Source organism: Pseudomonas ceruminis (assembly GCF_021602025.1).
GTDB classification, from domain to species: domain Bacteria; phylum Pseudomonadota; class Gammaproteobacteria; order Pseudomonadales; family Pseudomonadaceae; genus Aquipseudomonas; species Aquipseudomonas ceruminis.
In genome coordinates, this window is record NZ_BQHW01000020.1 from 79,551 (window position 1) to 97,794 (window position 18,244).

An 18,244-nucleotide genomic window follows, 5' to 3' on the forward strand; every position below is an offset into this window, starting at 1 on the left:
GCAAAGGCATCGCCGATGCCGTCACTCAATAGAAGGGGATATCCATGGGTCTCGCTCAAGCGCAGCTTCCTGCAACGTCCAAAGTCTCGATGCGTCACATTTACCTCTATACCCATCTGCTGATCGCGGAAGCGAACAAGCTGGGGCGACGGGTGCGTGTCATCTGGGCCAACATTAAAACTGCTTCGATTGGCCCGGATCAAAAGGTTGCTGGTGGGTTACTTCTGACCTTGCCTCTGACCGCTGCCATGGGTACTGATGAAGATCTCGAATTGATCCAAGGTCTACTCGACCATGAAATTCTCTGCCACGGCCTGCACACGGACTTTTCTGTTTTGATGAAGCCAGATATCTCCGGAACACTGCTGAACGTTCTAGAGGATCCCCGCGGCGAGCTATTGGCAAAGCCCCGCTTTCGTGGTGCCAACGCGAATATTCACAACACCTTAAAGATCCTGGTGAAAAGAGGAGTTTTTCACGGTCCAGTCGCTGGCCAAGAAACACCTCAGTCAATTCTCGTTGCCTGGTTGGTCACTGAGCTTCGTAGTGAGCTCCTTGAACAAACCTGTCTGAAGGACTTCGCTATCGCGTATCGCGCACTGGCTATTGCAACGTTCGGTGCACCTTTGGTTGAGCAAGTGAAGGCGATTGCTGTAAAGGGCTGCAATGCATCAGACACTCAGGGTGCGAACCTTGCAGCGAATGAGATTGTGGATCTACTCCAACTGACTAAGGACCAACAGAAGAGCCCCCCGCAACAAGGATCTGGTAGCCACAACCCGCAAGGTGAACCTGGTTCTCCGGGGCAACCAGGTAGTAATGGCCAACCCAGTACTCCCGGTAACATCTCCGACGCCATAAACCAAGTGCTGAACGCGAGCCAGATTGATTGTGGAAGCTATGCAAAAGGGTTAGAAGATGTCATCTGTTCCAGCCTGCCTGGCGTGAGTCAGAATCGGTTGGGAGGCTATCAGCCAGACGCCTCAAACGAGATGAAGGAATTGAGTCTTTCAAAGTCTGGTGGCTCATTTGAAAATCGTAGCCTTCTTCGGGCTGGCGCTCAGAAGACAGCTGCAATACTCTCAGCGACTTTCGAGGAACTCATAGAAACAATCACCCAAAATGAAGTATGGGCTGCAAGTGAAGGAAGGCTCAACACTCGAAAACTTTGGCGATACGCAGTGGGAGACGACCTAATCTGCACCAGAAGAAAGCAAGCGGAGGAGATTGACACCTGTTTCTACCTTTTGGGTGACGAAAGCTCTTCCATGGACAATAAATTTGGACCAATTCCAAAGAAGGATGAGAGTGACGATCGGATCTCAGCACAGGAAGCTTGCAACCGGGTTTCGGTGGCAGTAGGTGAAGTTTTGAATAACTCGGCCATTCCATTTGGAATTGCTACCTACAACACAGTAGTTCGTGAATGGCATGGGTTTGAAGAGAGCTGGGCCGGTACATTGCAACGGTACAGCCCTGAGCCCAAAAATGGTACGAAAACTCACCTTGCTGTGGTCTGGGCGCTCAAGAAACTCATCGATCGACCGGAGGCCCGCAGAATTCTGATTGTGGTTACTGACGGGGATCCTGGGAATAGCGATGTGCTGCGTTCAGCCGTTGATGAAGCAATGCTGATGGGCATCGAAGTACGCTTCGTCCTGATCGGTGATGGGTACCATAAACGCTACGCTGACCTGGGTTTGGCCTGTGGAGTGGCACAATCCGACAAAGACCTCGCGACAGCCGTTTTTGCAGCGTTGAAGCAGGGTATCGTATAGAGCCAAAACGAAAGACCAGCCGGACTCCTTGGAGTCCGGTTTTTTATGTTTCTACTCGCGTGTTAGGCATCCCCTTGTACCAGGCCTTCGCAAGAGGCCATCCATTGCCTACTGGGGATTTGACCATGACTGCTTTCCAACACATCAACGACCCGCAACTCGACGCTGGAATCGACACCCTCAATCCAATTGAAGTCCGTTTAGCACCAGAGGTTTTCGGTACAACAGCACCATTTTTCAATGGAATGCAGACCAAGATCTTTGCTGAAACACGCTTCACACCAAAAATCGTACCTTACAGCTTCGACGATGAATTGCTTACGCGCCTGATCCTTTGGGCAGCTTCAGCAGGACTTCCACAGGACTTTTTCAAGGCATCCATCAAGAAAGCGACCTACATCTACGGGCCAACCGGCGCCGGCAAAACCACGTTAGTCGAGGCCTTTGCGTCCCGTACGGGCAGGTCGGTTTTCACCGTTCAATGTTCCGAGGAAACCACTCTTTCTGACCTCTTCGGCAGTTGGAAATTGTGCGGCCCCGAAGGCATGAAGTGGATCTATGGGAAGGTGTGCCAATGGGCTAAAACCCCCAACTCCATCCTGCTCTTGGATGAGTTCGATCAGTTACCACCACAGATCCAGATGGGTCTCAACGGTATTCTGGATGGCAAGCCGATCTTTCTTGATCAGACCAACGAAGTGATCCCGATTGCTCCTGGATGCTTGATCGCTGCTACTGGCAACACAAACGGCCAAGGGTCTGCTGGCGGCAAAGGCGGTAGCGCTACTGGCTACAGGGGTACCAAGAAAATGAACATCGCGACGATGGACCGCTTCAATTCGATGTTCTGCACCTACATGGAGGAGGGTCGTGAAGCCAACCTCATTGTAGACCAGACGAATACTGATCCACTGGTTGCAAAATCCATGGCAACCCTGGCAGCCAAAGTTCGGGCGAACTTCATCGCTCTCAACGAGGATGCTGGGGCAGGGGGGATGGCCTTCAACTTCACCATTACAACCCGTAATGTGCTGAACTGGGCGATGAACTACAAGCTCCTCATGCAGATGGGCAAAACGACTGAAGAAAGCCAGAAGCTTGCTCTGCAAGTGACAGTTCTGGACTTCGCACCGCACGATGAGGCTGCTGCGATCCTGAGCACCTGGTCGACGATCGTCGGAAAAGTCTAACGCTTCACCATACCCCGGCTCGCCGGGGTTTTTTCGTTTATGGGTGCCTGTGAGGCATCTCCTGTCACTGGGTCTTTCGCAAGGGACCCGCTCTTTCAATTTCAGGAGAACCACCATGAGCACTACCAAGCAAACCGATGAATTGGGCATCAGCATCCTTCAGGATGTAGTGCTTTTTGACGTCATCATTGGTGGAAGCACCGGTGAGAAAACTGTAGATGGGGATGACTTCATCCGCGAGGTCGGGCGCATGCTGCCGTCGGGCGCATTCGCTTGGGTTAACAAATACCGATCGGAAGCCAAGCGAGAAATCCTTAAAGTAGGGGTTTCTCGAAAGGTAAACAATCGTATCCGCGGATACTTTGTACCCACCCAACACGCAGACGAGCTTGCAAAAGTGCTGCATGCGATCAAAGGAAAATATCTGGTTGAAAAGGCTTCCTTCCTAAACACTTTACCGGACCTGGTGGAGAAGTGGGCTAGCTCTCCTGCAAACGCGGTTACAACACCAGGTGGTAAATCCCGTGCAGATTTGATCCGCCAGCATGCTCCACAGGCACAAGTGCTCGAAAGACTGTTGACCTTTGACACTTCGGCGATTCGTATCAGCAACACCAGCTACTTTGGCGAAGAAGATGCACTTCAAACGGAAGTTAAAGGCTTAGTCGGCCAGGCCGCTTTGGAGATCGCGGAAGATGTAAATCGCTCCTGGACTCGCAAGGGCAACGGCAAAACGACGTCGAGAATCCTGGGTTTGATCCGTCGGGTTCAGGACAAAGCTGAAGCTATGAGCGTTCTTTCAAGCAAATTCTCTAACTTGGAGAAAATGTGTGCATCGGTGTTGGCTGCTGTTCCGAGCGGACCGAGCATTGAAGGGGTTGCTTACATCCAAGTATCTGGCTTGTTGTCCTTCTGCATGGATCCTGAAAAAATCCTTGGAGAACATGCCACCGAGTTTGATCCTTTGAATGTATCGGCTTCTGATTCAGCGCCGGCTGTTGCTGACGATAACGTCTTCTTCAGTAGCTCAGCATCTGCAACTATTCATCCTCAAGCAGAACAAAATGAAGTTACCATCGTTCCTGAGGTCTCTGTGATTCCGCCACTTCCAACTGGTCGCAAGACAGAGGAGAACCTCTTCTTTGCGGCTGAACCTGAAAAAACCCTGGTAGAGCCTGAAAAGGTTGTGCCATCGGACACCACCTCGCAGCCACCATCGGCTCCGTTCATCTTCTAACCCAAAAAAAACCCCGGTCAATGACCGGGGTTTCTTTATTCCCGCAAATTAAGCCACCGGCGGCGGTTGCACACCAGGCAGCTCGATTTCGGCCTTAGCCAACAGCTGGCGCCCAGAGAGCTGCTCATACAGCAACACCATGGTCATGCGAACGGAGAGAGGCGTTTGCGCCCATTCATCCGGCTTCGGGATATAGCCCGCCCAGGTAGGATCACTACCCATCTTCTCGATCGACAGCCAGAGCTGCTCATCAAGATCTTTCTTGTACACAAAATCTTCTGGCGTGAAGAAATCAGCCAGGTTGTAAACCTGGATGAGGGGGAGGCCAAGGAATTCAGCCACCATTTGCAGCTTTTCCTTACCCAGCGATCGTATCTGGCGGTTCCCGTTAGCCAGGGAGTTCCAGTAGATGACCGTGATACCCATGACATCGGCAATTGCACGATCAGGTAGTCCACGATCGATGATCACCTTTTTGATCATCTTGACGAGGCGAGAGCCCGGCATAGTGTTCCGAGTTTCGACTGCTGCATGTCCCTTATCTTCTGGTACTGCTGTTTTGGCCTTGGCAGAAGCACGAGGCCTCTTAGGCGTAGCAGCCTGAGGGGCTTGCGTTTTTGCAGTAGGCTTTTTAGCTACCGGCTTCGCCGCAGCTTTTGCAGCTGGTTTTGCTGGTGCTTTGGCGGGCGCTTGAGACCGCCGTCCTGTCGATTCACTTGCGGTCTTGTCGCTAGCTTTGGGCATTGTGCGGCTCCAGGTTGGTCGCGGCGTCTAACACGATTCAGGACGCTCCCTAAACAAATAAAGCAGAGAAATCCAGTATAAATTTAAAAAAGATTCTACACAGTTAACAACAAGATTCAAATCTCTTGTTCCGGTGGAAAAAGAGACTTTTGGGCTGGATGTGCCCCCTTGCAGGTAGCTCTGTGACCGCCAAGCACGCGACAAGTGCATTTTGATTCGCCTTGTATTATTGGTACGTGTTGCGTATTCTTGAGAAAACCAAGCCATTCACGTATCGAGGTACTCAATGCTGCCCCAGGACGCAAAGCGGAAGCCTGACTCCTATTCGTATCCAAACGGGATGCTCAACTCTGGCTACATCGCCGGCGTCCTGCGGTTGAATGATCCGGTCAAGGGGATCTGCTACATCCAGCAGACCCGGGCGGAAAACCACATGCTTCCCATCCACTACGATCCCAAGAAGTCGCCGATCCCCAAGGACATCAAGGAGTGGGACCTCATCATGGCGTTCGTTCACACCGATGGCGCCATCGAGGGTGATAACCGTATTGCACGGGTGAAGAGCATCCGATTCGAAGCTCCAAACCTGATGCACCTTGGAGGGCGTTTTCGAGACGACTTCATGCGGAAATGGGATGTAGCCGTGCACGCAGCGGCAAAGGACTCCGGTACTCCGGATTCTGTGGCACAGCTGGAGAGTCTACCCAGCGCTGGCACAGAAGACCGTCTCAACTCGTTCGATTGGAAGGCAATGGATCTCAACAAGAACGCCTCGAACCAGATCCGTATCGCAGGCTTCATTCAAGCCAAGTCGCTGGAACGCAACCGCAAACATCCCGTAGACGGTACTCCAATCAACGACCGCCTGGTCGTGCTGATTCGGCAGTCGAAGGACACCGATGCCTGCATCCCTGTTCGTTGGTACGGCCGTAATCTGCAGCCGCTGTCTGAGAAACTCGCCCGCGGCATGCCTATCATCGTCAACGGCGAATTCCGTATGGACGTAAAGGCAATCTCCCTGCCGGATGGTGAAACAGGGATCGCCGAAGTGTCCAAAATTCCGTTCATTCAGGCCAAGGACATGCCAGGCCCTGTGCTCCCGGACTCTGGCCACATCAAGATCGTGCCAAGCTGGGCGGCTGAGCTCTTCAAGGGCCACGGTACCCAGGCGCCGCAGCCGAAACAAGGAGATGCAGAGCGCAGCGCCATGTTCGCCTCGGCCTTTGGTTCCGACTCGGCAAGCACGCCTGCAACTCCAGGTGAGCAACAAGACGCATAGCAGCGGCCGCCTCACCTCGTTCTGTGAAGCCATCGAGATCCAGCACTGGAGTCGATGGCTTTTTTGTTTCTCACCCAGCAGCCGTCTGGCTAGGCCGGCAGCTTGGAAGAAATGTAATTCTGCACTGGAAGGCTAGTCCGCATGGGCAAGACACTGATCATCACTGAAAAAGCAACCGTAGCGGTCTCAATCGCGCAAGCGGTCGGAGGATTCAGCAAGGTGGAATCATGGCTGGAGAGCGAGAACGCTATTCTTGCCCCCGCTGCCGGCCACCTGGTTGAAATCCATTCAGAGGAAATGGCCAAGGGAGGGCGGGACATCGGCAATCTGCCTGTGATCCCAGATCAATTCGACCTGAGGGTCATTGAGCCAAAGGCCAAGTTCTATAACGTGCTGCAACGCCTAATGCGTCGGCCTGACGTCACCGCTGTTGCGAACGCGTGCGATGCCGGCCGCGAGGGCGAGCTCATATTCAGGCTCATCTACAAAATGGCTGGATGCACAAAGCCAATGCTTCGGATGTGGATGAGATCCATGGTCGATGACGCTATCCGGCAGGCGTACAAGAACATGCAGCCAGGCGCAGATTTCGACAACCTCGCCATGGCAGCAGAGATCAGAAGCGAAGGCGACTTTATCGTCGGCATCAACGCGAGCCGGGGTATCTCACGCCTCTATGAGCGAGAGACTGCTAAAGCCGAGATATTCCCGCTTGGCCGCGTGCAGACCCCAACGCTGTCCTTGGTTTGTGCTTTGGAGCTGGCAATTTTGACCTTCCGGCCCATGCCCTATTGGGAGGTTCACGGGAGCTTTGGGGTTGCTGCTGGTAAATACACCGGCAAGTGGTTGGCACCACAGACGACTGAGCAGAAGGGTGGCTCCCAGCACCGGATCATGGATCGAGCAAAAGCCGATGCTTTGATCAGCAAGTGCTCTGGAGTCGCACCGAGCAGTGTGGTGGATGAAGTCAAGCCGGCCCAGACGGGCCCTGGCAAGCTGTACGACCTCACCTCGCTGCAGCGAGAGGCGAACCGCAAGCTTGGGTTTTCTGCAGCATACACACTGGAGATTGCCCAGAAACTTTACCTGGAGCTCAGCCTCACTACTTACCCGCGGACTGACTCTGCCTACCTTCCCGATGACGCAATCAACGACACGAAGAAGGTCATGGGAATGTTTGCTGGAACCCCCTATGCAGATCACGCGCAGCGCGTGCTCGATGAAGGCTGGGTACGACCCAACAAGAAGATTTTTGACTCGACGAAGGTGTCGGACCACTTCGCTATCATTCCAACCGGAAAGCGAGCTGGGGACCTGGAGCCGGACGTTCAAAAAATCTATGACATGATCGTCAAGCGCTTCATTGCCGTGTTCCATCCAGCAGCTGAGTATTCGGTGACTGTCCGGCTTACGACGGTGGCTGACGAGCTCTTCAGGTCGACAGGTCGTGTGCTTGTGTCCCCAGGTTGGATGGTGGTTTACGGAGCCGGGATCGTCGAGGACGTAACCGATCAAAATGGTGACTCCGACGACAAGAAAGAGCTCGCACGGTACGTCAAAGGAGAGTCAGTCACTCCGCTGGGCATGGAGCTGAAGATGCTCAAAACCAAGCCTCCAGAACGGTACACCGAGGACACGTTGCTGGGCGCGATGGAGACGGCAGGGCGCCTGGTAGAGGATGAGGACCTTCGTGAGGCGATGAAGGAGCGGGGGCTGGGTACACCGGTCACGCGCTCTGCAATGATCGAATCGCTCCAATCCACCAAGGACGGCGCAGGCCGAAAAAAAGAGCCCTATCTCATCCAGCAGAAGAAGTACTTTGCTCCCAGCGCAAAGGGGATGACTGTCTACCGTTTCCTGGTCGACAACGGCATCGATGCCCTTACGTCGCCAGTTCTCACCGGGGAATGGGAGCACAAGCTCCGTCAGATGGAAAAGGGGGCGTACAAGCGTGACGCTTTCAAATCCGAGCTTGCAGAGTTGACCACGGAAATCCTCGACTCCATCAAGAAAAAATACGCAGGTGTCCAGGTCAAGAAGCTTGGCGCTCTCTGCCCCACCTGCGGCGGCGCAGTTGAGATCCAGGCCCGAACGTTCATGTGCGAGCGGCAGTGCGGATTTTCCATATGGCGGGAGATTGCCAGTCGCATGCTGAAAGTATCGGAAGCAGAAACCTTGCTCCGGGACAAGGTAGTGCTTGGGCTCAAGGGCTTTGTCAATCCGAAGAAATCCACCAAGTTCGAGGCCGGGCTGAAGCTGCTCGACACAGGCAAGGTCGAGTTTTACTTCGACCCGACGGCGAATACCCGGGACTCCAAAGGTAATGTCGTTTCCTGCCCGAAATGCCAAGGCGGCATGCGCAAAATCAAAGTCCCCAAAGGGCACTTCTGGGCCTGCGTTGATCGAGAGCAGTGCAATCACACCATGAACGATCGCGACGGCGACCCAGTGGAGCGGCCGAAGTCATTTCCATGTGACCTCTGCGGCAAACCCATGTACCTGCGGAACGCTGAAAAGTCTCCTTTCTGGGGTTGCAGTGGCTTTGTGAAGGGGGGCGGTGGGTGCTCCAACACATTAAAGGACAATAACGGGGCCCCGGTTCCGAAGGAACAACCAGCCAGTTCAGACGGGGCGCCGTCACCTACGGTCCAAACAGACAGCGGAGCTTTCCTGTGAACGCCAACAACAAGGTCATTCGCGCAACGGCCATCGTGTTCGGTTTCTGGTGGCTTCTGCTTACGGCCCGAGCCTTTGGCGGTTCTCCCATGGAGTTTTTAGAGAACTGGCCTCTGGTGGGCTATAACGTCTCACACTGGATCCTGGGCGTTGTTTCCGGTCTGATCATCGGTGTCTGGTTTATCTGGTTCACCAGGTTGTCAGCACTGAACAAGCTATACGCCGGCAAGAAAGGAAACATCCTCAACGGCGCCCGATCGACGCTCGGCAAGGTTCCCATGCCCACCTCAGCGCTACCTCGCATCGAGGTAGCGTCAAAGCGTCTCCCCATCGGCAGTGAAAAAGTGCTGGCTTGGGTTGCTGCCAATGAGAAGAAGTGGCCGGCACATGTAGCGTTTTTCTGGGCTATTTGGGACACCTATTCCGCACATGCGCACTTCCCTGCATCGCATCGCAAGGGGGGGCACGGAAATCGTCGGCTTTGGGAGCATTGTCTGGCCGTGGCAGATACCGCACTGGAGGATGCTGGCGCATACGTATTCGACGGGGTTTATGTAAAGGCCAGGGGCAAGCCCAAATTCAAAATCATTGACCTGAAAAACAAGGAATATCGGTTTGACGCCACTGATCCGCTGATCCCCATTCTGGGCCTGGCGCATGACATCGGTAAGCTGGAAGCCTATGAGCTCCTACCCGACGGCAGTGTTAAGACCCAGGAGGAGGTTGGAGCGCTCACACCGCAGGATGACAACCGGATCCAGCACGATGCCCTGGGTGCGAGAATTCTTGCACGCTTCCCGGAATACTGGGCCTTACCTGCACGCGATCGACAAGCAGTGAACCTGGTCATCGCCCACTACCACCACCCAAGCGATTTCCCGGTTGACCGCAATGGCCTCAGCCTGGACGACCGCATGACGGCGCTCATGGAGTTCCTGATCCTGGTTGACAAAAAGACCGGCATGGCCGAGTCGAGCATCACCGAGACGCTGAGTGATCACGAGATCTCAGAAGACGAGTCCAATGCCATTTATCACAGCTTCGTCGAGATCATGACGGAGTACGGCAGAGTTAACGGCACCGGTGACCAGGCCAAAGATTCCACGCTGAAGATTGCTCAGAAACACGATGGACTGATCGTCATCCGGGAAAAGGACCTTCGATCTCTCATCTTGGCCAAAATGGGCTGGTCGTTGGAGGAGGGTGATGGTCGGTACCGAATGACCCTCAATCTTATGACGACGCTCCAAGAGAAGGGGCTGCTGTACTCGCGACATAATCACGCCGACATGAGCCGATTTTTGCCGATGTACTCGGTATCGTTGCGCAACGCACAAACGGGTGCTCACCTCACGACCTGGGAACCTTGCATTATTGTCGTGCCAGTTGCCACCACCCCCGAGCTTGCGGGCCTCAGTGGATTACCCAACATGGGTACTAAGCTGGATATCGAGCGCCCATTGTTCACGCACAATCTGGGAATCACTGAAGCAGATGCGCTTCGGGAGATCGTTGCCCGTGGTTTCAGTGCTGAAATCGCCGCGAAGATGAACATCGCCGGCAAGCAAGAAGTGAAGCCACAACCAGCACCAGCACCAGCACCAGCACCAGCACCAGCACCACAAGTTCGGGCTGATGAAGGATTTAGTCAACCCATAGCTGATACCGCGAGTGTTCCTCAACCTAATGCTCCAACAGTCGACTCAACCGAGCACGCAACATCTGCGCTCGCCGGCGCTGCAAGCGGTGATTCCGAGCAAAGTGACGTTCCAGGGACGCAATCCGGTATCTCCGCTGAAGCGCTAGCGGCGCAGGATGATGACCCGCTCATGAGTGGTGGTGCAGATGACGACTTGCTAGATGAGGACCTGCAGAGCTTGTCGATTAGCTCGTTCGGTCCCGGGCAGGAGGTGGAACTGGAGGAAGATTTTCTCGCCATAGAACCTGGGCACTCAGGGAGCGATGACGTCGATGATGTGGATGATGTGTTCGGCGCATTCGCGCCCAGTGAATCCTCGATCGTGGACACAGCCGAGCAAAGCGTGAATTCAACTGCAGGAGAAGAAGGGCCGGGCGCTTCGCTCATACACAATGATGGTGATCTAGGCGTACCGGCGCCGGCACCTGTGGCGGTAGCCATACCTGATCCTGATGCAACCCCAACGAAAAGGATAAGCCCTGCTGCCGAATCCGCAGCGCTCAGGGCTCTTGAAGAGGCAGGCGCCAACTTCACTGCATTCGTTGCACCAAGGAAGAAAAAGCCAGGCCCTGCTGAGCAGCTAGAGGGTATCCGCGCAGCAGTAAAAGCGGAAGAAATACCGATTTGTGGGACAAGAGATGGGTTTGATTACGTGTTGGAGTCAGACCTGATGGTCTACGACCCAAAACTGAAATTGAGCACGCTGATTCGGGCGGGGAAGTTGCCTACCGTCGAGCCTAAGCCAGGCGTGGTAATGGTGGGCATTCCGATGGCGCCGATGCAGCTGGACCTTTGACGAGCTGCCGGCTCTGATCATGACTCCCTGGCTGACATCAAGAAAGCCAGGGAGCCATGATCAGTCGTAGGTCTGAGCGTACTGCTTTTCGGTCAAACGGCTCAGCAGTTTGAAATAATTTGCTCGCGTCGACTGATCAAATACGTCGGTTTGAACTGAGAGCATGTCCAACGCAGCTGCATCCTCTCCTTTGCCCGAAGTGAAAGGAAGTGGAGCTGTGGCATAAAACACATTGCCGTTACTAGCCTGGGCCGCATCCAAGACGGCTTTAACTTCCAGGTAGCGCGGGTAACGAGTAGCAGTAAGGAAATCCCCATCATAAACGTCGAGCTCGCCTGATTGGTCCTCGACCAACACAGCCATCAATGGCCAGTTGTTTTCGGAGCCATCCTTGCGCGAACCGCCCGTATCTGGGCTAGCAAAAAAGATGACCTTACGAAAGGTGTTGGTGGCAAACACCTGCAGAAGCGCTGCCTCGTTAGATGCACTGTCCGTGCATGTCTTGCGGTTAGCCATAAAAAGTCCTCATCTAAAGTAGCACCACGCGGTGCGTTATTGGGGTTTGGGGAGCAATGGAACCAAAAACCAACGTAAGCCCTACCAACGCTTTTCGGTGTCTTCTTCCCAGGCGCCCATCTCGACAAAACAGTTGCGCATGTCGGCCTCCTGGCTGATCTCGGTCAGCAGGTCATGCACGCTCTTGTCCAGCTCATCGTCGCTCCGATACGGAATGGTCAACTCATAGTGGCCGGCATCCAGCCGCTTCATGCCATAGGGCTCCAGGCAGTAGCGCTCAATGTTCTCCGTGGCCCGCTTCCGGCCGCGCACGAACTTGCTGTTATTCACCACCGCGAGGCGCAGGGTGACGGTGGCCACCCGCTCGGCGGCGGGCGGCTCTGCCGGCGACGCGGCCGAAGGCTGCTGGTCGCGTGACCTGGCGCTCTTCTGGTACGCGCCGATCTCGACACCACGGTGGCGCAGGTAGCTGTACAGCGTGCTCTTGGAGATGTGCAGCTTCTCGCCGATCGCGCTGACGCTCAGGCGACCTTCGCGGTAGAGGGTTTCGGCCGCCATGGCGGTGGCCTCAGCCTTGGCTGGCAGGCCCTTGGGACGGCCACCGATCCGGCCACGCGCCCGTGCGGCCGACAGACCCGCCTGAGTCCGCTCGCGGATCAGCTCGCGCTCGAACTCCGCCAGCGAGGCGAACAGGTTGAACACCAGGCGGCCTTGGGCGTGGGTGGTGTCGATGGGGTCATTCAGGCTCTGTAAGCCGACCTTGCGCTCTGCCAGCTCGCCGACCAACTCGACCAGGTGCTTGAGGGAACGCCCAAGGCGATCCAGCTTCCAGATCACCACGGCATCACCCGGCCGCACGTTGGCCAGCAGTTTGTCCAACTCCGGCCGGGCGCTTTTCGCGCCGCTGGCGATGTCTTGGTAGATGCGTTCGCACCCGGCCTGTTTCAGGGCATCGACTTGTAGGTCGGCTTTCTGATCCCGAGTGCTCACTCGCGCATAACCGATCTTCATCAAAAGTACTGTTTACTCGACTACGTTAGTAATAGTTGAACTTTGATTAAGCGTACCAGTTATTTGAACCGTAGCGCGGGGAGCTTAACGAACCGAGCCATTCCTCGATAGAGTTCGGCAAAACCTTCGTTTTGTCGAACCATTGCATCGCCCTTTGTGATTGGCGTATAAACACACAAACACCTATTAGCGGAGAACGCTATGAATACCATTCGCTGGAATGTCGCCGTCTCGGCCGACACCGACCAGTCGCTTCGGATGTTTCTGGCCAGCCAGGGCGGCGGCCGTAAGGGCGACCTGTCGCGCTTCATCGAAGAAGCGGTACGGGCACACATCCTGGAGCTGAGCGCTGAGCAGGCCAAGGCCGCTAACGCCCATCTGAGTGAGGCAGAATTGACCAACGCGGTTGACGAAGCGCTCGACTGGGCACGTAAGCGCTGATGCGGGTCGTGTTGGATACCAACATCCTGTTCAGCGCCCTGATCTCGCCACATGGCGCGCCCGATGCGATCTACCGTGCCTGGCGGGCGGCGCGTTTCGAGGTGGTGACCTCGCGGATGCAACTCGATGAAATTCGTCGAGCCAGCCGCTATCCCAAGCTTCAGGCCATCCTACAGCCCGCCAAGGTGGGCGCCATGATCAATAACCTGCAACGGGCTGTGGTACTGGAGCGCCTGACCATCGAGGTCGAAGCCGATGATCCGGATGACTCGTTTTTGCTGGCCATGGCCTTGGCGGGCGATGCGGACTACCTGGTAACCGGTGATCGCCGCGCCGGCCTGCTGCAACGCGGGCACATCGAACGCACGCGGATCGTCACGCCCGCCGTGTTCTGCGTCGAGGTGCTGTGATCAATGCCGGTCGGTTTTCTGACTCAAGAGCAACGCGACGGTTTTGGCCGCTATGTTGATTCGCCCAGCCGTGAAGAGCTGGAACGTTACTTCCACCTGAGCGATGAAGACCGTGAAGCCATCCAGGTGCTGCGGGGTAACCATAACCGTCTGGGTTATGCCGTTCTGCTGACCACCGTCCGCTTCGTTGGCGTTCTGCCGGACAAGCCCGCCGCCGTGCCGGTGGAAGTCCTGCAGGTGCTTTGCCGACAACTGGCGATTCCAGACCCCGACTGCCTCCAGCGCTATAGCGATCATCGCCGCTGGATACATGCCACCGATATTCAGAACCGCTTTGGCTATCGTCATTTCACCGATCCGGGCATCGGCTTTCGCTTGAGCCGCTGGCTGTATGCCCTCTGCTGGACGGGCACCGACCGGCCGGGAGTGCTGTTTGAGCGAGCCACCTCGTGGCTGTTCACACAGAAAGTCCTCCTGCCTGGTGTGTCTCAACTAGAGCGCTTTATCGCCCAGTTGCGCAGTCGGGTCGAAGAACGCCTCTGGTTTACGCTGGGCCGCAGCGTGACTGAGGAACAGCGATTGCAACTGCAAGACTTGCTGACGGTGGCCGAAGGCAACCGCAGCTCCCGGCTGGATCAATTGCGCTCCGGCCCGGTCATGGTCAGTGGCCCCGCGTTGATTCGGGCACTGCGCCGGCTCGATGACGTGCGCGGCATCGGCATCACCTTGCCGGCGGCGGCGCACATCCCTCCCAGCCGTATCGCCGCCCTGGCCCGCTTCGCCAACACGGCCAAGGTCACCGCGATTAATCGGCTGCCGGCGTCGCGGCGGATGGCGACACTGGTGGCCTTCGCACTCTGCCTGGAGGCGACTGCGCACGACGACGCACTGGAAGTCCTGGAGGCCTTGCTGCGCGACCTGTTCAGCAACGCGGAGAAGGCCGACAAGAAAGCCCGCATGCGCAGCCTGAAAGACCTGGATCGGTCGGCCGCGACGCTCGCCGCCGCGTGCAAGGTCGTGCTGGACAGCTCGATCAGCGATGACAACGTGCGCGCCCGGCTGTTCAACGACCTGCCGAGGACCACCCTGGAAAAGGCCCTGGAAGAGGTCAACGCGCTGATCCGCCCGGTAGATGACGTCTATTTTCTTGCATTGGAAGCGCGCTACCGCAGCGTGCGCCGCTTCCTGCCCGACCTGCTCAAGCACATCCGCTTCGGCTTCAGCCCGGCCGGCAAGGGCGTGGCGGCTAGTCTGGAGTGGCTGCAACTGAACCTGCCGCGCCGGAAGCCAGAGGATGACGCGCCGCAGGAGATCGTGGCCAAGGCTTGGCAGAAGCACATCACCCGCGAAGATGGCTCCCTCGACATGGGTGCCTATGTGTTCTGCACGCTCGATGCGCTGCGCACGGCCCTGCGCCGCCGCGATGTCTTCGTCTCGCCCAGTTGGCGCTATGCCGACCCGCGCCTTGGCCTGCTCGACGGTGCCGAATGGCTGGCGGCGCGACCGATCATCTGCCGGTCACTGGGCCTGACCATCGACGCCAAAACCACCCTGGACGCCTTGTCCGTCGAGCTGGATGCAACCTGGCTGGCAGTAGCCGCGCGCCTGCCCGACAACCCGGCGATTCAACTGAGCGAGAACACCGAGGGCAAGACCGAACTGTCGCTCGGGGCGCTGGACAAGCTGGACGAGCCCTGCTCGTTGCTGCAACTGCGGGCGGCCGTGTCTGACCTGATGCCGCGTGTCGATCTGCCGGAAATCCTCTTGGAAATCGCCGCCCGCACTGGCTTTTCCGAGGCCTTCACCCATGTCTCCGAACGCAATGCACGCGCCGACAACCTGGTCACCAGCCTCTGCGCGGTGCTGTTGGGCGGGGCCTGCAACACCGGCCTGGAGCCCTTGATCCGCACCGACAACCCGGCGCTGCGCCGTGACCGGCTGTCCTGGGTCAGCCAGAATTATATCCGCGACGACACCCTGTCAGCGGCTAACGCCATCCTGGTCGGAGCGCAAAGCCAACTGGAACTGGCCCAAGTCTGGGGTGGCGGCGAGGTCGCCTCCGCCGATGGCATGCGCTTCGTCGTACCGGTGCGCACCGTGCATGCCGGCCCCAATCCGAAGTATTTCGGCACCGGCCGGGGTGTCACCTGGTACAACCTGATTTCCGACCAATTCTCCGGCCTCAACGCCATCACCGTGCCCGGCACGCTGCGCGACAGCCTGGTGTTGCTGGCGGTCGTGCTGGAACAGCAGACCGAGTTGCAGCCGACGCAAATCATGACCGACACCGGGGCCTACAGCGATGTGGTGTTCGGGCTCTTCCGCCTACTTGGCTACCACTTCAGTCCGCGGCTGGCCGATGTCGGCGGTACCCGCTTCTGGCGCACGCGCCCGGACGCGGACTACGGCAAGCTCAACGGGCTGGCCCGCCAGTCGGTCAAACTCGACCTGATCGCCGAGCACTGGGACGACCTGCTGCGCCTGGCCGGCTCGCTCAAACTCGGCCGGGTGCCGGCGACTGGCATCATGCGCACGCTGCAAACGGGAGATAGACCCACCCGGCTGGCCCAGGCGCTGGCCGAATTCGGGCGGATCGAAAAGACTCTGCACACGTTGACCTATATCGACGACGAGTCCAAGCGCCGCGCCACCCTGACCCAGTTGAACCGAGGCGAAGGCCGGCACAGCCTGGCCCGCGCCGTGTTCCACGGCAAACGCGGCGAGCTCCGCCAGCGCTACCGCGAAGGCCAGGAAGACCAGCTCGGTGCTCTGGGCCTGGTGGTGAACATCATCGTGCTGTGGAACACCCTCTACATGACGGCGGCCGTGGAACGGCTCAAGCAGCACGGCTATCCAGTGCTGGAAGAGGATTTGGCCCGGCTATCGCCGCTGATCTACGAGCACATCAACATGCTCGGGCGGTATTCCTTTGCGGTACCGGAAGAAGTTGCGCGCGGCGAGCTGCGGCCACTGCGTAATCCAGACGACGACCTGTGATCCCCCTAAACGCTATGAGCAACACCCAAGCTGCTGCTGGATCGGCGGGCACTTCACCGAGCCGAACGAACAGAAAACGCAGCAATCCCCTGGGTTGGGGCGCAGCAGCGCCTTGCAGTTGCTGCACTCGTAATAGAACTGGCAGGCGTCCGTGGGCATGGTTTCCGGCTTGGCGAAGCCGCAGCGCGGGCAAGTCAGCACGGACTCAAGGACAATGGCGCTCATCGTGACCTCACTTCTGCACTGTGGAGGGGTATCCCGCGTTCGCGGTCGCCTCAGTCAGTGCCTCGGGCTGGGCCTTATCGGGATCGTAGGTGACGGTCGCCGTCTTCTGGTCGAAATTGACCTGGACGTCACTCACGCCGGACACCTTCTCCAGCGACTTCTTGACCGTGATCGGACAGAGTCCGCACGTCATGTTCTGCACGTCGAGCGTGACGGTTTTCGGGGGAGCCGCCAGCGCCACGAAGGGCAAGGCGAAAAGCACGGCGATCAGCAGTTTGCGCATGGTTAATCTCCTTCAGTAGAACAGCGGGGCGAGCCACGGCACGGCCAATAGGCCGAGCAGCAGCACGCTGACGATCCAGAACACGAGTCGCTGTCGCACGAGCGTGCGCGGATCGGCGCAGGGTGTACCTGGCGTACAAACCTGTGGCACCAGGTAGAGCTTGCGGAATGCCAATCCCAGGAACAGTAGAGTCAACCCGATGAAGAGGGGGCGTAGTGGCTCCATCATGGTCAGAGCGCCCACCCACGTACCGCCGACACCGAGTGCCAACAGCACCAGTGGCCCGACACAGCACACCGACGCACCGATGGCGGTCAGCGAACTCGCGACCAGCGAGCCTTTCCCGGTGAGTTGCATCCCCATTCCCATCTCCTGAGCCTGATTGCCTAGGTGCTATTCTAAACTCCGTACCAAAGTACGGAATCAAGGAGAAAGTGATGGCCACAGAGCTGACCATTGGCAAGCTGGCAGACGCCGCCGGGGTGAACGTCGAGACGATCCGCTACTACCAGCGACGCGGGCTGCTGGATGAACCAGCCAAACCCTTGGGTGGCCATCGGCGCTATCCGGTGGACATGGTGAAGCGACTGCGTTTCATCAAGCGGGCTCAGGCGCTGGGTTTCACGCTCTCGGAAGTCGGTGGACTGCTGACGCTGGATGAGTCGTGCGCCTGTGCCGAAACGCGAGCACGGGCTGCACGCAAGCTCGCGTTGATCGAGCAGAAGATGGCCGACTTGGTCGTCATGCAGCAACTGTTAGGCGAACTGGTGCAGCAATGTGATGCGGGAGACGGCGGAACGATCTGCCCGATCATCGAGGCACTGATCAGAGAGTAATGCCTGGCGGGTGAGCTGGAGATCGGAAAGCCCCTTTACGGTGGGATTCAGAGCTTACGTTGGTTTTTGGTTCCATTGCTCCCCAAACCCCTTATTAAACTACCACCCTTCATCCGAAAACCACAA

The 18,244-nt window shown here is 57.1% G+C and carries 16 protein-coding genes; 10 read left to right on the forward strand and 6 right to left on the reverse strand.

Annotated elements, in window-relative coordinates:
- Window positions 1–44: 44 nt before the first annotated feature.
- From L6D80_RS21335 to L6D80_RS21345, 3 genes are all read left to right on the forward strand, one after another.
- Window positions 45–1,778, forward strand: a complete 1,734-nt coding sequence (locus tag L6D80_RS21335) for a VWA domain-containing protein (protein ID WP_023383809.1) — start codon at window positions 45–47, stop codon at window positions 1,776–1,778.
- 125 nt (window positions 1,779–1,903) lie between these two features.
- Window positions 1,904–2,968, forward strand: coding sequence for an AAA family ATPase (locus tag L6D80_RS21340; protein WP_023383810.1), 1,065 nt, complete (start codon window positions 1,904–1,906; stop codon window positions 2,966–2,968).
- A 115-nt stretch (window positions 2,969–3,083) separates the two neighbouring features.
- Window positions 3,084–4,205 carry a DUF3150 domain-containing protein gene (locus tag L6D80_RS21345; protein ID WP_023383811.1) on the forward strand — a complete coding sequence of 374 codons (1,122 nt, stop codon included), beginning with the start codon at window positions 3,084–3,086 and terminating at the stop codon, window positions 4,203–4,205.
- Between the two features lie 48 nt (window positions 4,206–4,253).
- Here the strand turns inward: L6D80_RS21345 and L6D80_RS21350 are convergent, their stop codons facing one another.
- Window positions 4,254–4,949: an XRE family transcriptional regulator gene (locus L6D80_RS21350; RefSeq protein ID WP_224459423.1), complete on the reverse strand. Its 696-nt coding sequence runs from the start codon at window positions 4,947–4,949 to the stop codon at window positions 4,254–4,256.
- A gap of 286 nt (window positions 4,950–5,235) precedes the next feature.
- On the opposite strand from L6D80_RS21350, the gene L6D80_RS21355 reads away from it, so the two are divergent.
- The 3 genes from L6D80_RS21355 to L6D80_RS21365 all read left to right on the forward strand — a co-directional run bounded on the left by L6D80_RS21355 (window position 5,236) and on the right by L6D80_RS21365 (window position 11,399).
- Complete coding sequence (locus L6D80_RS21355) at window positions 5,236–6,228, forward strand: hypothetical protein (RefSeq protein ID WP_004574787.1); 993 nt, start codon at window positions 5,236–5,238, stop codon at window positions 6,226–6,228.
- 141 nt (window positions 6,229–6,369) lie between these two features.
- The gene (locus tag L6D80_RS21360) at window positions 6,370–8,904 is read left to right on the forward strand and encodes a DNA topoisomerase (protein ID WP_023383812.1); all 2,535 of its coding nucleotides are present in this window, start codon (window positions 6,370–6,372) and stop codon (window positions 8,902–8,904) included.
- Window positions 8,901–11,399, forward strand: coding sequence for an HD domain-containing protein (locus L6D80_RS21365; protein WP_176514623.1), 2,499 nt, complete (start codon window positions 8,901–8,903; stop codon window positions 11,397–11,399). The genes L6D80_RS21360 and L6D80_RS21365 overlap by 4 nt, the downstream gene beginning before the upstream one ends.
- Before the next feature lie 60 nt (window positions 11,400–11,459).
- On the opposite strand, the gene L6D80_RS21370 is transcribed toward L6D80_RS21365, so the two are convergent.
- Window positions 11,460–11,915 carry a hypothetical protein gene (locus L6D80_RS21370; RefSeq protein WP_023383814.1) on the reverse strand — a complete coding sequence of 152 codons (456 nt, stop codon included), beginning with the start codon at window positions 11,913–11,915 and terminating at the stop codon, window positions 11,460–11,462.
- Window positions 11,916–11,996: 81 nt separating this feature from the next.
- A complete protein-coding gene (locus tag L6D80_RS21375) occupies window positions 11,997–12,926 on the reverse strand; it encodes a recombinase family protein (RefSeq protein ID WP_003150544.1) in 930 nt (309 codons plus the stop codon).
- A 201-nt stretch (window positions 12,927–13,127) separates the two neighbouring features.
- On the opposite strand from L6D80_RS21375, the gene L6D80_RS21380 reads away from it, so the two are divergent.
- Genes L6D80_RS21380 through L6D80_RS21390 form a run of 3 tightly spaced genes read left to right on the forward strand, consistent with a single transcriptional unit; the run spans window position 13,128 to window position 16,774 of the window.
- Window positions 13,128–13,367: a ribbon-helix-helix domain-containing protein gene (locus L6D80_RS21380; protein WP_003089107.1), complete on the forward strand. Its 240-nt coding sequence runs from the start codon at window positions 13,128–13,130 to the stop codon at window positions 13,365–13,367.
- Window positions 13,367–13,777, forward strand: a complete 411-nt coding sequence (locus L6D80_RS21385) for a putative toxin-antitoxin system toxin component, PIN family (RefSeq protein ID WP_003150546.1) — start codon at window positions 13,367–13,369, stop codon at window positions 13,775–13,777. The genes L6D80_RS21380 and L6D80_RS21385 overlap by 1 nt, the downstream gene beginning before the upstream one ends.
- Before the next feature lie 3 nt (window positions 13,778–13,780).
- A complete protein-coding gene (locus L6D80_RS21390; RefSeq protein ID WP_003299771.1) occupies window positions 13,781–16,774 on the forward strand; it encodes a Tn3 family transposase in 2,994 nt (997 codons plus the stop codon).
- Window positions 16,775–16,786: 12 nt separating this feature from the next.
- On the opposite strand, the gene L6D80_RS21395 is transcribed toward L6D80_RS21390, so the two are convergent.
- Genes L6D80_RS21395 through L6D80_RS21405 form a run of 3 tightly spaced genes read right to left on the reverse strand, consistent with a single transcriptional unit; the run spans window position 16,787 to window position 17,645 of the window.
- Window positions 16,787–16,999 (reverse strand): GDCCVxC domain-containing (seleno)protein, encoded by a 213-nt coding sequence (locus L6D80_RS21395; RefSeq protein ID WP_003089113.1) that lies wholly within the window; start codon window positions 16,997–16,999, stop codon window positions 16,787–16,789.
- Between the two features lie 7 nt (window positions 17,000–17,006).
- On the reverse strand, window positions 17,007–17,282 hold the full coding sequence (merP, locus tag L6D80_RS21400) for a mercury resistance system periplasmic binding protein MerP (RefSeq protein ID WP_003150552.1): 276 nt from the start codon (window positions 17,280–17,282) through the stop codon (window positions 17,007–17,009).
- 12 nt (window positions 17,283–17,294) lie between these two features.
- Window positions 17,295–17,645 carry a mercuric transporter MerT family protein gene (locus L6D80_RS21405; protein ID WP_003089115.1) on the reverse strand — a complete coding sequence of 117 codons (351 nt, stop codon included), beginning with the start codon at window positions 17,643–17,645 and terminating at the stop codon, window positions 17,295–17,297.
- 74 nt (window positions 17,646–17,719) lie between these two features.
- Between L6D80_RS21405 and merR the strand changes: the two genes are divergently transcribed.
- The gene (merR, locus tag L6D80_RS21410; protein WP_003089120.1) at window positions 17,720–18,118 is read left to right on the forward strand and encodes an Hg(II)-responsive transcriptional regulator; all 399 of its coding nucleotides are present in this window, start codon (window positions 17,720–17,722) and stop codon (window positions 18,116–18,118) included.
- Window positions 18,119–18,244: the final 126 nt, after the last annotated feature.

Coding starts and splice junctions, on each gene's coding strand:
- L6D80_RS21335 (WP_023383809.1), top strand. CDS start 45: ATGGGTCTCGCTCAAGCGCAGCTTCCTGCAACGTCCAAAGTCTCGATG.
- L6D80_RS21340 (WP_023383810.1), top strand. CDS start 1,904: ATGACTGCTTTCCAACACATCAACGACCCGCAACTCGACGCTGGAATC.
- L6D80_RS21345 (WP_023383811.1), top strand. CDS start 3,084: ATGAGCACTACCAAGCAAACCGATGAATTGGGCATCAGCATCCTTCAG.
- L6D80_RS21350 (WP_224459423.1), bottom strand. CDS start 4,949: ATGCCCAAAGCTAGCGACAAGACCGCAAGTGAATCGACAGGACGGCGG.
- L6D80_RS21355 (WP_004574787.1), top strand. CDS start 5,236: ATGCTGCCCCAGGACGCAAAGCGGAAGCCTGACTCCTATTCGTATCCA.
- L6D80_RS21360 (WP_023383812.1), top strand. CDS start 6,370: ATGGGCAAGACACTGATCATCACTGAAAAAGCAACCGTAGCGGTCTCA.
- L6D80_RS21370 (WP_023383814.1), bottom strand. CDS start 11,915: ATGGCTAACCGCAAGACATGCACGGACAGTGCATCTAACGAGGCAGCG.
- L6D80_RS21375 (WP_003150544.1), bottom strand. CDS start 12,926: ATGAAGATCGGTTATGCGCGAGTGAGCACTCGGGATCAGAAAGCCGAC.
- L6D80_RS21380 (WP_003089107.1), top strand. CDS start 13,128: ATGAATACCATTCGCTGGAATGTCGCCGTCTCGGCCGACACCGACCAG.
- L6D80_RS21385 (WP_003150546.1), top strand. CDS start 13,367: ATGCGGGTCGTGTTGGATACCAACATCCTGTTCAGCGCCCTGATCTCG.
- L6D80_RS21390 (WP_003299771.1), top strand. CDS start 13,781: ATGCCGGTCGGTTTTCTGACTCAAGAGCAACGCGACGGTTTTGGCCGC.
- L6D80_RS21395 (WP_003089113.1), bottom strand. CDS start 16,999: ATGAGCGCCATTGTCCTTGAGTCCGTGCTGACTTGCCCGCGCTGCGGC.
- merP (WP_003150552.1), bottom strand. CDS start 17,282: ATGCGCAAACTGCTGATCGCCGTGCTTTTCGCCTTGCCCTTCGTGGCG.
- L6D80_RS21405 (WP_003089115.1), bottom strand. CDS start 17,645: ATGGGGATGCAACTCACCGGGAAAGGCTCGCTGGTCGCGAGTTCGCTG.
- merR (WP_003089120.1), top strand. CDS start 17,720: ATGGCCACAGAGCTGACCATTGGCAAGCTGGCAGACGCCGCCGGGGTG.